The sequence below is a fragment of the Microbacterium sp. 22242 genome (assembly GCF_052045495.1).
Classification (GTDB): Bacteria; Actinomycetota; Actinomycetes; order Actinomycetales; family Microbacteriaceae; genus Microbacterium.
In genome coordinates this window covers 24,676-36,693 of sequence record NZ_JBQEOZ010000002.1, presented here as the reverse complement: position 1 = coordinate 36,693, position 12,018 = coordinate 24,676, and the positions used below count along the sequence as shown (strand labels likewise).

Here is a 12,018-nt window from a genome sequence, read left to right as displayed (position 1 = left end):
GTTCAGATCAGATCCCAGGTGAGCGGCGTGCCGCGCTGCACGTCCTGAGTGAACGCGCGCCCCGCGACGCGATCGAACTCGACCGTCGGCAGCCCTCCGGCGGGACGGATGGAGCGCACGTTCGCCGCGCTCACGACGTCCCCCGCGCGCACGTCCTCGACCACGTAGAGCGAACGCCGCAGGGCGAGCACCGCCTGCTCCTCCGGGGTCGGACCGAAGGCCGTGCCGCTCGCGACGGCGAGGCGCGCCTGCTCCGACGCCGTCACCAGTGCGCCGAACTCGGCGGGGGAGAGGGAGAAGTCGGCGTCCACGCCGCCGTCCGTGCGGTCCAGCGTCACATGCTTCTCGATCGCCACCGCCCCCAGCGCGGCGGCGGCGACCGCGACGCCGATCCCGAGCGTGTGGTCGGAGAGCCCGACCGGCACGTCGAAGGCGTCCCGCAGGACCCGGATGTTCCCGAGACGGGCCTCGCCGGGGAGGGCGGGGTACGCGGCCGTGCAGGCCAGCAGCACGAGCCGGGTGCAGCCGGCGTCGCGCATGGCGGTCACGGCCGCATCGATCTCGGACAGGGTCGCCATCCCGGTGGAGACGATCACCGGCTTCCCGGTGCGGGCGACCTCGCGCAGCAGGGGGATGTCGACGATCTCCGCCGACGCGGTCTTGTACAGCTCCACGCCGAGGTCTTCGAGGAAGGCCACCGATGTCGGATCGAAGGGCGTGGAGAAGGGGATCAGCCCCTGCTCGCGGGCACGCGCGAAGATCTCCTCATGCCACTCCCAGGGCGTGTGCGCCTCCTGATACAGGGAGTACAGGTTCCGTCCGCCCCAGAGCCCGTGGTCGCCCTGCACCCGGAACGCGGGCCGATCCGAGTCGATGGTCAGCGTGTCCGCCGTGTACGTCTGGATCTTCAGCGCGTTCGCGCCGGTGCCGGCCACGGCATCGACGATCTGCAGCGCCCGCTCGAGATCGCCGTTGTGGTTGCCCGACATCTCCGCGATCGTGAACACCGGATCGTGGGCGGAGATGGACGCAGTGGACAGCGGGATGGTCTGTGCGGCGCTCATCCCGACCACTCTAGACGGCGTTCGACCGTGCGGTGCGGTGGCCCTAGGCTGTAGGGATATGAGACGCGTGAAGGAGCCCGTCGGCACGACCGCGGGAGACGGCGAGGGTGCTTTCTACGAGCGTCTGCGACCGCTTGTGCAGCTCTACGCGCGCTCTCCGGAGATCCGCCGGGTCGCGGTCGTCGGCAACCAGCCCCTCGAGCCTTCGCGCGAGAGAGCTGCGGTCGTCGATGACGCCGACCTCGTGTTCCGGGTGAACGGCTTCCGCGCGGATCTCGACGGCGAACCGCCGACCGTCGGCCGCCGGACCGACGTGGTCGTCTTCAACCGCGGAGTGCGCCCCACGCCGTGGTTCTTCCAGGACTACACGGAGCGGCTCTATCTCATGATCGAGCCGGGGCGCATGCTCTGGGAGAACCCGAAGCTTCCGGCGTTCTGGCCGAAAGACCTCGGCCTCGTCACGATGCCCAACCGTGAGGTCATCCTGCCGCTCGGCGCGGCGATGGATGCCGACCCGCGCGAGATCGGGCAGTGGGCGACGACGGGCACGGTGATGCTGTGGCTCGCCACCCGGCTCTTCCCTGAGGCCGTCATCCACGCCATGGGATTCTCCTTCGTCGACGCTCCGGAGCAGACCGCGTGGAATCATGCCTACGGGGATGCCTCCGCGGTCGGTGCCGAACACGGTATCCAGCGGGAGTCGCTCCTCGTGCGCGGCTGGATCGATGCCGGCGTCGTCTCCTACCACCCCTGACCACCACTCCTGACCACCGACCGAAGCGCCGCCCGCCCGAGCCCGAGGACCGCATGCTGAACAGAATCCGCCGTCGTCTCGACCTCGCTGTCCAACGCCGCATCGATGCGCGGCTCGAGGACCGCGTCGCCGACGTGGTGAACCCGCTCGTCGATGCCCGGCTCACGCCCGTGCTCGAGGACGTCGCCCACCGCCAGCGCGACTACGACGCACGTCTGGGCGGCACCCAGGCGGACTTCTCGTACATCCGCTCCGAGTTCGATCGCATCGCGCCGCAGCTGGCGGCGCTCGAGCAGCGGTTCGAGGCGCTCCGCGTCCAGCTCCAGGTCACCGCGCTCGACGAGGAGTCCGCCGTCGCGCGCGCACTCGCCGAGCACGAACGCGCCCGCATCCGCCTGGAGCTGGCCGCGCACTACGAGGAGCGCCTGCGCCGGCTCGAGGAGACCACGGACTGAGGCGAGGCGGCCGAGTCCGGAACCCCGGACGGGCGCCCCGTCTTCCAGCGCCGCAGCGCCGCGTTCACGCGCCGATGAGCCGCTTCAGCGCGGCGACCGCGTCTCTCGCCCCGGCGAGGGAGTCGGTGTCGGAAGGGTTCGCGGCGAGCGCATCCAGCTTGGCGGCATACGTCTGAAGCTCGGAGCGCCACTCATCGGCGATCGAGGCGGGCGGCGGCGTGTCGGACAGCCGCTGCACGTCGCCCTGGAGCTTGGAGATCGTCTGCACACTGTCGCTGGCGCCGCCGGCGACCATGTCCAGCCCCTGCGTCGCGGTGTCCAGACGGAACCCGACCTGGTCGCGGAACGCGGGCAGCGACGGGTCGGGCGGCGGAGGGGGGGTCGAGACGGGCGTCGTCGGGACGGGGGAGTCGGTGGGCGCGGAGGGGCCCGTGGGGGAGGGCGACGGCGCCGCGGTCGAGGTCGTCGGACTGGGCGCCACGATCGGCGCCTCCCGGTGGGGAACGAGGAAGAACGCGAGCCCGGCGGCGATCAGCAGCACGACCACCACGAGCGCGATGATCAGCGCGATCCGACCGCCGTTGCGCTTCTTCTCCGGGAAGACCCACACGGCTTCCGGCTTCTGCTCGGTCATCTCAGTCCTCCAACGGCGGCATCGGGCGCCAGGTCCTGTCGCGGGAGATCTTCCCGCCCTCGCGCAGTCCTCGGAACAGGTTGCTGGTTCCGCGCACGGTGCGCTCCACGAACACCAGCCGGATGAGCTCCTTGGCGAACGTCATCGCCGTGCCGAGCCCGAACAGAACCGGGTTGTACACCCCGTGCACGCGGTAATAGTGCTTCAGGTAGGCGCGGTTGCGCATGATGTAGAACCGGTAGGCGTTGCTGGACGCGTTCATGTGCCGGATGCCCATGTCCCACTGCCTGATCTCGCGGGTGCGGCGCAGCACGAACTCGTCCACGATCACGGCCTGCGTCTTGCGGGATGCGAGCCAGCCGTACATCTGGTCGTCCCAGTAGATGAAGAAGCGCGGATCCGGCAGGCCGATCTGCGTGACGATCGAGCGGTGGATGAACATCCCCTCGAAGCAGCCGCTGTTCATCGGCTTGAACCCGGTCGCGTCGAACCCTGCGGGGGCGAACGGGATCGGGATGCCCATCCTCTCCGCGATCCGGTACTGCCAGTAGAACGCGCTGCCGTCGTAGTCGTAGCGGCGGCCCTGGATGCTCTTGAACCGCGGCGCCCAGGCGCCCATCCGGGCGAGCCCGTCCGGGAGCACCTCGACGTCGTCGTCCATCATCCAGATCCACTCGGATCCCAGCTCGTACGCGGTGCGCATGCCCTCGCTGAAACCGCCGGATCCGCCGGTGTTGGTCTCCAGCCGCCGGTAGACGAGCTCGGCGCCCAGCTTCTCGCGGTACGACTCGACGACCTCGGTCGTGTCGTCCGACGACGCGTTGTCGATCACGACGACGCGGCCGGGCTTCGGCTCCATCTGCACGATGCTGTCCAGCAGCCCCGTGAGCAGGTGGGAGCGGTTGAAGGTGACGATGACGATCGTCGCGGTGGCCGGGTCGAAGCCGGCGGACTGAGGCGTCATGAACGTCCTTCGAAGGTCGTGCGCCGCGCCTCGGCCGAGACGAGCTCGGGCAGGCCTGCGCGTTCGAGCGGGAACACGACATGCTGCAGGACGTGGGTCAAGAGGGGTGCTCCGATGATCTGGAATTCGACTCGAGACGAATCCCCTCCAGACTACCTTCCGCGGAACGCGTTCCCGGGGAGCGCCCCGGTCAGCGTCCGGGCAGCGTCGGCGTCGAGCTGGTCTGCGCGGCGTCGATGTTCTCCCGCCAGGACCGCGACTGCCCGGCTCGCAGCGCGCACAGCACGAGCAGGAACCAGCCCGCGTCGATCAGGGTGAAGCTCTCGAACAGGGAATCCACCGCGAGCGTCACGAGCACCAGGGGGGTCCACGCGTACACCACGGAGCGGCGCACGCTCGCGACCAGCCAGGAGCGCACCAGCGCCACGCCGCCGAGCAGCGCGAACAGCAGCATGCCGCCGGCGCCCACCTGCAGCAGTGTGTCGAAGAACGCGTTCAGCGCGCTGCCGTGGTGGTCGTTCGTGAAGTAGTTGATCGAGTTGAACGGGTAGGCGTCCGCGTCCCACAGCCCGAACCAGCCCCAGCCCTGCACCGGGCGCTGGACCGTGTACTGGGAGAGCGTCGTCCACAGCTGCACGCGGGTGTTGAAGTCGCTGCCCGCGTCCAGCACGGCGATGATCCGGTGCCGCAGGAGGTAGGCCGCGATGAGGCCGACCACGACCACGGCGCCGATCGACCACTGCAGCGGAGCCCTGCGCGCGACGGGCGCCTGGCGCACCATGACCAGGGCCACGCTCGCGACGCCGACCGCGGCGGCGAGCACGAGCACCGTCGGCGACGCCGAGAACAGCGCGAGGAATCCGGCCAGCCCGATCGAGGGGATCGCGAGAGCGGCGGACAGCGACTGCGAACGCCACTCGACCACGAAGGTGATCACGGCGACGACGGCGATGAAGCCGAGCATGTTCCTGGTGCCGAACAGGCCCTGGACCGGGCCGCCGTGCGCGATGTTCCCCTGGATGCCGAGGAAGCGGAACGGCAGGTCGAGCAGGATCCCGGACATCATCTCGGCGATCAGGGACGCGACCAGCAGGACCCGCAGGGCGTCTCCGAGCGCGCGCACGGTCTGCAGGGTGTCGCGGATGTGCCCGATGACCACCGCGATCAGGGCGTAGCCCGCGAGTGCGGACCAGGCCTTCAGCGACGGGCTCTGCGCGGTCGACCAGAACGCGCTGGCCAGCGTCCAGGCGAGGAAGGCGAGCAGCGTGGACGGCGCGACGCGGAGCGGGCTGAGCTCTTCGCGCCGCACCACGAGGATCGCCGCGCCGATGACGCACAGCACCGCGACGATCGTGTTCATGGTCGTCGCGGACGTGAACGCGGTGATCGCGAAGGATCCGAACACGCTCAACAGCGCGCAGGTCGTGTAGGCGCGCGCCATCTCGACCGAGGCCAGGAGCCTGGCCAGCCGGCGCCGATGGGTCGTCATGCCGCCCGCCTGCGCCGCCCGCTCCCGCGGGTCTCGGGCGGAGCGCCCTCACCCGGCCCGGTGCCGACCAGCGGCGAGATCTTCATCTTGAACGAGAGCAGGATCAGCAGCAGCCAGCCCCACAGCAGGATCGGCGTGGACTCGGCGAGTCCCAGCACGAGCAGCATCGCGACGAACACGGTCGGCAGCAGCGAGAGCGCCGAGTAGGGGCGGTCCCTGACGAGATCCCAGCGCGGCCGGTCGACCGCGAAGAACCACGCCCGCCAGGCGAAGGCGAGGAACGCGAGCGCGATCAGCAGCACGCCGGCCGCACCGAGCTGCAGAAAGACGTCCAGCCACATGTTGTGCGCCATGAAGACCGTGATGCGGTGGTCCAGGATCCAGTTGTGGAACGCCGGGTCCCAGGGCACCCAGGGCGACGAGAAGCCGTTGCCGAAGAACGGATGCTGGACGGCGCGGGCGAGCACCTTGCGCCAGATCTCGACGCGACCGGTGAGATCCGAGGACTTGCCGAGCGCGCCGAACACGGCGTCGCGCCCCAGCCACAGCACGACGCCGCCGACGGCGGCGACCGCGAGGAAGAGGGCGTACAGCCGGGCGCGCTGCGCGGGCGCCTCCGCGCGCCGCATCAGCACTGCGGCGATCAGCACCAGGATCCCCGCCGCGAGCGAGGCGTAGGACGTCGCGGATCCGGCGCGGATCAGGAGATAGGCGGCCAGCGCGATCCAGATCAGCAGCGCGGGCCGGCGGCGCGCACGCCCCGCGTACAGCAGCGCGAACACGACGAGCGCGAGGGCGCACAGGATCCCGAGGGTGTTCGAGTTGCCGACGATGCCCTGGATCCGGCCGGTGCCGATCAGATCCCCGCGCACCCAGTACCAGTGCGGGTCGATCTTCCCGGGCGGGAAGATCGCGAAGTTCGGCACCAGCGGGTGATGCAGCACGAGCGCGACCCACGCCTCGAGGAGGACGGACAGGCCGAGGATCCACTTGAACGCGCTGGACAGCGCGCGCACGATCTCCTGCCAGCTGAGCGTGAACGCGACGAACAGCGCCACCACGGTGATCGACGCCTGCAGCACCCAGGTGAGGAGGGTGGCCTGCGGCCACCGCGACCAGAGCACCGACGCCAGGGCCAGGGCGAGGTAGACGAGCGCGGCCCACGGCATCCGCCGCCACGGGAACCGGGCAGGACGGGCCAGGGCGATCCGCGGGATCGCGAGCCCGAGCGTCCCGACCAGGAGCACCGCGAGCACGACGGCCGCGCCGTCGATCCCGAGCAGGTTGAACACCGCGGTGTGCGCGAACACGCCGAAGAGGAGCAGCACGATGTGCGCGCGCAGCAGCAGATGCCGGGTCGACTCGCGCGCCGGAGCGCTCGGCGGGAGAGCCGTGGAGAGTCGGGAGTGCTGCGCCATCGAGGATCAGGCTACCGCGTGCGCTCCGCCGCACCGGAAGCCGACGAGAGCGGCCGCCGGGTCGGCATGCGACACGCCGTGCATGCGAGAGAACGTTCAATGCGTGCTTGAGGGTTTACGATCCGCGACTTGACCCACGGGAATGACACGGGTGTAATTAGTAGTGCAACGCGGCCCGCGGGGCATCCGGGGGGAAGACAGGGAGAGGGCGAAATGACGGCTTACCGATCGGACGTTCCCAACGACTGGTTCGTGGATCCGGTCCAGTTGGGCGTGCCGGGCGTCCGTCGCCCGACCGAGGACGACGACAACGCGCTCGCCTGGCAGAGCGAGGCGCTGTGCGCGCAGACGGATCCCGAGGCGTTCTTCCCGGAGAAGGGCGGATCGACCCGCGACGCCAAGCGCATCTGCACCTCGTGCGACGTGCGCGGAGAGTGCCTCGAGTACGCCCTGAACAACGATGAGCGCTTCGGGATCTGGGGCGGTCTCTCCGAGCGCGAGCGCCGCAAGCTCAAGCGCCGCGCCAGCTGACGCTCCGACAGGGCCCACGTGATGCGTCTGCCGGGAAATCGGTGACGCGCCCGGGCGGAACCGTCTGACCGCGGGACCCGCGCTTAGGCTGACCCCGTCATGTCTGCCCGAGTTCACGCCGTTCTCGTCGCCCGTTCCGGCGCGACCTCCCTCGCGCGCCTGCTGCGCGCCCTCGACGCGCTCGCCGCGCAGACCCGCCGGCCGGACGCGCTGACGATCGTCGCGTGCGGGTCCTCGACCGCCGTGCGCACCAGTGCGCGGGTCGCCGCCGCGGCGGAAGCCGTCGTCGAGACCAAGGCGTCCACGACGCTCGCCGCCGCGGTCGCGCTGGCCGCCCCGCGCGTGGCTCAGGACGCCTCGCTGTGGATCCTCACCGAGGACTGCGTGCCGGCACCCGAGGCGCTGGAGCAGCTCGTCGGCGCCCTGGAGCGCTCGCCGTCCTCCGTGGCGGCCGCGGCGAAGCTCGTGAGCGACATCGACGAGCATCGCATCGTGTCGTTCGGGCAGAGCATGACCCGCCTGGGCAGGGCCGTGGATCCGGCACGCGGAGAGCTGGACCAGGGGCAGCACGACGCGCAGGACGACGCTCTCGGCGCCGACGTACGCGGGCTCCTGCTGCGCAAGGGCCGCGCCCTGCTGCCCGACCCGGGTCTCGGCGGCCGTGACGAGGGACTCGACCTGGGCGTGCGCGCCCGGCTCTCCGGGGGGCGCATCGTGCTCACCTCGGGCGCGCGCGTCGCCGTGGACGACGGCGCGGCGGCCGAAGGCAGCGCGGCCGCGGCCTACGCCGCCCGCCGGGCGCAGCTGCACCGCCGGCTCAGCTATGCGCCCGCGGTGGCGGTCCCGCTGCACTGGCTCTCGCTCCTGCCGCTCGCGCTGTGGCGCTCCATCACGCATCTCACGGGCAAGCGCCCGGCCGCCGTGCTGCCGGAGTGGGGCGCCGCGGCCGCCGCCATGGTCTCCGGCTCTGCCGTCTCCCGCGCGCGCCGCGCGATCCGCGCCGAGCGCAGCGCGAGCTGGCTGAGCATCTCGCCCCTCCGGGTCTCCCGGGCGCAGCTGCGGCAGCGGCTGGACGACGGGCACGGCTCCGAAGCGGGCGTGCACCACGAGCTCGGCTTCTTCTCCGGCGGCGGCGCGTGGGCGGTGCTGGCGGCCCTGGTCGTCGGCGTCGGCCTGTTCACGTCGCTGCTGGCCTGGCCCGCGCTCGGCGGGGGCGCGCTCCTGCCGCTGCGGCAGACCGTCGCCGCGCTCTGGCGCGATGCCGCCTGGGGTCAGCGCGGATTCGGCGTCGGGGTGGTGGGTCCTGCGGATCCGTTCGCGGGCGTGATCGCGCTGCTCGGATCGCTCTGGCCAGGCGCGCCGTCCTTCGCGCTGGTGCTGCTCTGGGTCGCGGCGCTGCCGCTGGCGATGCTGGGCGGCTGGTTCGCGGCGACCCGGATCACCGACAAGGCCGCCCTGCGGATCCTCGCGGGAGCCGTCTGGGCGCTCGCGCCGACCTTCCTGATCGCACTCGCACAGGGCCGTCCCGCCGCGGTCCTCCTGCACCTGCTGCTGCCCTGGGTGTTCCACACCGCGCTGGTGGCGCGCCGTTCGTGGGGAGCGGCCGGAGCGGCCTCTCTGCTCACCGCCGCCGCGCTGGCCTGCGCGCCGTCGCTGGCCCCGGCCTTCGTGCTGCTCTGGATCGTCGCGATCGTCTGGCTGCTGGCCCGGCGCACCGTGCGCGGCGCGGTGCGGATGGTGTGGGTGCTCGTGCCGGCCATCGTGGTGTTCGCGCCGCTCGCGGTCTGGCAGCTCGCGCACGGCAGCCTGCTCGCGCTGCTCTCGGATCCCGGTGCCATCGTCGTCGGCCCGCAGGCGGCGGCCGACGCCGCCGGCCGTGCCGCCCTGCTCGGCGGCCTGCCGACCATGGACCAGGCCGGCTGGCCTGCGCTGCTGAACCAGCATGCGGGCACCGCGCCGTGGGCGCTGTGGCTCGCCGCGCCGCTCGCGGTGCTCGCCCTGATCTCGACGATCTCACCGCGCTGGAGCGTGGGGATCGGGTCGCTCCTCGTCGCCGCGACCGGGCTGGCCACGGCCTTCGCCGTGGTCGGCATCTCGGTCGCCTTCGCGCAGTCCGTCCCCGTGCCGATCTGGCCGGGCAGCGCGCTCAGCCTGGCCTGGATCGGGGTGCTCGGCGGGGCACTGGTCACGCTCGACAGCGCGATCACGCTGCCGGCGCTGCGCGGCGCCGCGGCCCTGATCGCGGTCGCCGGGATCGTCGTGTGCGCTGTTCCGACGGCCTTCTCGTTCGTGAACGGCACGGCGGAGATCCGCAAGGGCGATCTGAGCACGCTTCCCGCCTACGTCAACGCGCAGGCCAGGGACGACCGGGATCTCGGCACCCTCGTGCTCACGGCCCAGCCGGGCGGCGGACTGGCCACCACCGTGGTGTGGGGCGCGAGCGCCACGCTCGGCGCACAGGCGAGCATGCTCAACACCGCCACGGCGCCGCAGGGCGAGAAGCTCGCCAAGCTGTCGGTGGATCTGGTCTCGGCACGGCAGTTCGACGCGCCCGCGCAGGTCGGCGCGCTCGGTGTGCGCTACGTCCTGCTGCAGGCGGCCGGGACGCAGGAGACCGGCCCCGAGCGCGCGCTGCGGCTGCAGTCCGCCACGGCGCTCGACCAGCGTGCCGGGTTCGTCCGCGTCGGCGAGACGGCCCTCGGCGTGCTCTGGCGGATGGAGGCGGTCCCCGCCGCGCGCCCCGCACCGAGCACGGCGCAGCGGGCGACCGGACAGTTCGTCGTGACGGTGGAGCTGATCGTGCTCTTCGCCGCGCTGCTGCTCTCGATCCCGACCAGGGCTTCCCGCCGTGCCGCACGCGCCGTGCCCCGGGCGATCGGCGTGCTGCCGGAGCGCACCGCGCGGGCGCCGAGGCCGGGAAGGGAGCCGCGGGTGCGTGCCGCCTCCCGGCGCGTGCGGACGAAGACGCCGAGCGCGTCGGTCGTCATTCCCGAGGCTGAAGCGCCAGCGGACCAGCACGTCGCCGAGCCGGCCGATCCCGCACGCGACGAGTCCGGCTCCGCCGATCCCGCGTTCGACGGGGCCGCATCCGCCGATCCCGCGCTCGACGAGGCCGGATCCGACCCGGCACTCGTCGAGGGCGAGCCCGACTCGGACGCCACGGAGGGCGAGCCCGACGCCGGACCCGGTTCGGACTCTCCGGAGAACGGACCCGACTCGGACGCCGCGGACGGCGAGCGTGACGGCGTTGAGACCGCGACCGCGAAGGGGGCAGACTCATGACCAAGCCGAACGCCGTCCGGATCGCCACCACGGGCGCACGACTGGCCGCGGGAGCCGTGGTCTCGGCCGCCTGCATCGCCGGTGCCGCCCTCGCGGTCCCTGCCGCTTGGCCCAGTGTCGCGCACGCTCCCGGGCGCACGGCGGTCACACCCGTCGCGGGCGACACGCTGCTCACCTGCGCGGGTCCGTTCCTCGCGCTCGGTCGCGACGCCTCGCAGGCCAGTCAGCTGACCGTGGCGGGAACACCCTCGCTCGTCAGCGGCGCGGCCTCCGGCTCCACTCTGACCTCGAAGCGCATCGCGCTGCCCGGGATCGCGGACGCGACGGAGACCCCGATGTTCGCCGCCGCGCCGAACGGGAGCGCGCCCGCTCAGGTGGCCGCAGCCGAATCGGTGACCGTCGCCGCGGACGACGTGAGCGGATTCGCCGCCGCCGCGTGCCGACCGCCGAGCATGGAGTCCTGGATCGTCGGCGGCGCGGCGACGACCGGCGCCAACGACATCCTCCTGATCGCCAACCCTGGTGCGGTGTCCGCCACGGTCACGCTCACCGAGTACGGCTCGCAGGGCGGCGCCCCCAGCACCTCCGAAGTGATCGTGCCGGCCGGAACCCAGTCCTCGATCCCGCTGGCCGCAGGAGCCGCGGGGGAGGCGAGTCCGGTGGTCGAGGTGACCTCGAGCGGTGCGCCGGTGCGGGCCGCGCTGGAGTCCAGCCTGATCCGCACGCTGGATCCCGTGGGCATCGACGTCCAGGACGCGATCGCCCAGCCGGGGACCTCGCAGTCGCTGCTCGGCGTGCGGGCGCTCGTGCCTTCCGCCGACGACGACAACCCCACCACATCGGTGCGGCTGCTCGCGCCGTCCGCCGACGCGACCGTTCTGCTGCAGCCCCGCGACGCGGCGAACGGCAACCCGGTGGGCGGCGCGAAGAAGGTCCAGCTCAGGGCCGGCCAGGTCGGATCGGTCGACTTCTCGGCCCTCAAGCCCGGCCTGTACGCGATCGACGTGACCTCCACGGCGCCGGTGGTGGCGGCGGCACGGCAGACGACCGGACTCGGCAAGGGTTCCGACTTCGCCTGGATGACGCCCGCGCCCGACATCACCGGGACCACGACGTTCGCCGTGGCGGCCGGACCCGCCCCGCAGCTGCACGTGCAGAACGCGTCGGACAAGGCGACGACCGTGCAGCTCGCCCCGGTGAACGGCGGCACAGGGCAGCGCATCGCGGTGCCCGCGAACGGCGCGGCCACCGTGCCGGTGAGTCCCTCGACGGTGTACTCGCTGTCGTCGACGACAGCGGTCCGCGCGGCCGTCGGCTTCTTCGCGACGGGCAAGCTCGCCGGCTATCCGGTCTGGCCGACCGATGCCGCGGCGGCGCCGGTCGACGTCTACCAGCGGTGACGGCGTAGCAACGGCGCGGGAACCGCG

At 72.2% G+C, this 12,018-nt stretch carries 10 protein-coding genes; 5 read left to right on the top strand and 5 right to left on the bottom strand.

All coding sequences use genetic code 11. The features are described from left to right. Positions 1-2 precede the first annotated feature (2 nt). Positions 3-1,064 (bottom strand): pseudaminic acid synthase, encoded by a 1,062-nt coding sequence (pseI, locus tag ACTJJZ_RS01905; RefSeq protein WP_440719475.1) that lies wholly within the window; start codon positions 1,062-1,064, stop codon positions 3-5. A gap of 58 nt (positions 1,065-1,122) precedes the next feature. On the opposite strand from pseI, the gene ACTJJZ_RS01900 reads away from it, so the two are divergent. After that, positions 1,123-1,818, top strand: a complete 696-nt coding sequence (locus ACTJJZ_RS01900; RefSeq protein ID WP_440719474.1) for a hypothetical protein — start codon at positions 1,123-1,125, stop codon at positions 1,816-1,818. A gap of 53 nt (positions 1,819-1,871) precedes the next feature. After that, the gene (locus tag ACTJJZ_RS01895; protein WP_440719473.1) at positions 1,872-2,273 is read left to right on the top strand and encodes a hypothetical protein; all 402 of its coding nucleotides are present in this window, start codon (positions 1,872-1,874) and stop codon (positions 2,271-2,273) included. A gap of 64 nt (positions 2,274-2,337) precedes the next feature. Here ACTJJZ_RS01895 and ACTJJZ_RS01890 read toward each other — a convergent pair whose 3' ends face one another. From ACTJJZ_RS01890 to ACTJJZ_RS01875, 4 genes are all read right to left on the bottom strand, one after another. Next, on the bottom strand, positions 2,338-2,907 hold the full coding sequence (locus ACTJJZ_RS01890; protein ID WP_440719472.1) for a hypothetical protein: 570 nt from the start codon (positions 2,905-2,907) through the stop codon (positions 2,338-2,340). 1 nt (position 2,908) lies between these two features. Further along, complete coding sequence (locus ACTJJZ_RS01885) at positions 2,909-3,871, bottom strand: glycosyltransferase (protein ID WP_440719471.1); 963 nt, start codon at positions 3,869-3,871, stop codon at positions 2,909-2,911. Positions 3,872-4,061: 190 nt separating this feature from the next. Further along, positions 4,062-5,360: an O-antigen ligase family protein gene (locus ACTJJZ_RS01880; protein WP_440719470.1), complete on the bottom strand. Its 1,299-nt coding sequence runs from the start codon at positions 5,358-5,360 to the stop codon at positions 4,062-4,064. After that, positions 5,357-6,778, bottom strand: coding sequence for an O-antigen ligase family protein (locus tag ACTJJZ_RS01875; RefSeq protein WP_440719469.1), 1,422 nt, complete (start codon positions 6,776-6,778; stop codon positions 5,357-5,359). The genes ACTJJZ_RS01880 and ACTJJZ_RS01875 overlap by 4 nt, the downstream gene beginning before the upstream one ends. A 213-nt stretch (positions 6,779-6,991) precedes the next feature. On the opposite strand from ACTJJZ_RS01875, the gene ACTJJZ_RS01870 reads away from it, so the two are divergent. From ACTJJZ_RS01870 to ACTJJZ_RS01860, 3 genes are all read left to right on the top strand, one after another. After that, positions 6,992-7,309 carry a WhiB family transcriptional regulator gene (locus ACTJJZ_RS01870; RefSeq protein ID WP_440719468.1) on the top strand — a complete coding sequence of 106 codons (318 nt, stop codon included), beginning with the start codon at positions 6,992-6,994 and terminating at the stop codon, positions 7,307-7,309. Positions 7,310-7,408: 99 nt separating this feature from the next. Beyond that, complete coding sequence (locus ACTJJZ_RS01865; RefSeq protein ID WP_440719467.1) at positions 7,409-10,591, top strand: glycosyltransferase; 3,183 nt, start codon at positions 7,409-7,411, stop codon at positions 10,589-10,591. Beyond that, on the top strand, positions 10,588-11,991 hold the full coding sequence (locus ACTJJZ_RS01860; RefSeq protein ID WP_440719466.1) for a DUF5719 family protein: 1,404 nt from the start codon (positions 10,588-10,590) through the stop codon (positions 11,989-11,991). Before ACTJJZ_RS01865 ends, ACTJJZ_RS01860 begins: the two co-directional genes overlap by 4 nt. The last annotated feature ends 27 nt before the right edge of the window (positions 11,992-12,018 follow it).

Excerpts from the sequence above, each read along its gene's own strand:
- ACTJJZ_RS01860 (WP_440719466.1), top strand. The coding sequence starts at position 10,588 with ATGACCAAGCCGAACGCCGTCCGGATCGCCACCACGGGCGCACGACTG.
- ACTJJZ_RS01900 (WP_440719474.1), top strand. The coding sequence starts at position 1,123 with ATGAGACGCGTGAAGGAGCCCGTCGGCACGACCGCGGGAGACGGCGAG.
- ACTJJZ_RS01875 (WP_440719469.1), bottom strand. The coding sequence starts at position 6,778 with ATGGCGCAGCACTCCCGACTCTCCACGGCTCTCCCGCCGAGCGCTCCG.
- ACTJJZ_RS01890 (WP_440719472.1), bottom strand. The coding sequence starts at position 2,907 with ATGACCGAGCAGAAGCCGGAAGCCGTGTGGGTCTTCCCGGAGAAGAAG.
- ACTJJZ_RS01880 (WP_440719470.1), bottom strand. The coding sequence starts at position 5,360 with ATGACGACCCATCGGCGCCGGCTGGCCAGGCTCCTGGCCTCGGTCGAG.
- ACTJJZ_RS01885 (WP_440719471.1), bottom strand. The coding sequence starts at position 3,871 with ATGACGCCTCAGTCCGCCGGCTTCGACCCGGCCACCGCGACGATCGTC.
- ACTJJZ_RS01870 (WP_440719468.1), top strand. The coding sequence starts at position 6,992 with ATGACGGCTTACCGATCGGACGTTCCCAACGACTGGTTCGTGGATCCG.
- ACTJJZ_RS01895 (WP_440719473.1), top strand. The coding sequence starts at position 1,872 with ATGCTGAACAGAATCCGCCGTCGTCTCGACCTCGCTGTCCAACGCCGC.
- pseI (WP_440719475.1), bottom strand. The coding sequence starts at position 1,064 with ATGAGCGCCGCACAGACCATCCCGCTGTCCACTGCGTCCATCTCCGCC.
- ACTJJZ_RS01865 (WP_440719467.1), top strand. The coding sequence starts at position 7,409 with ATGTCTGCCCGAGTTCACGCCGTTCTCGTCGCCCGTTCCGGCGCGACC.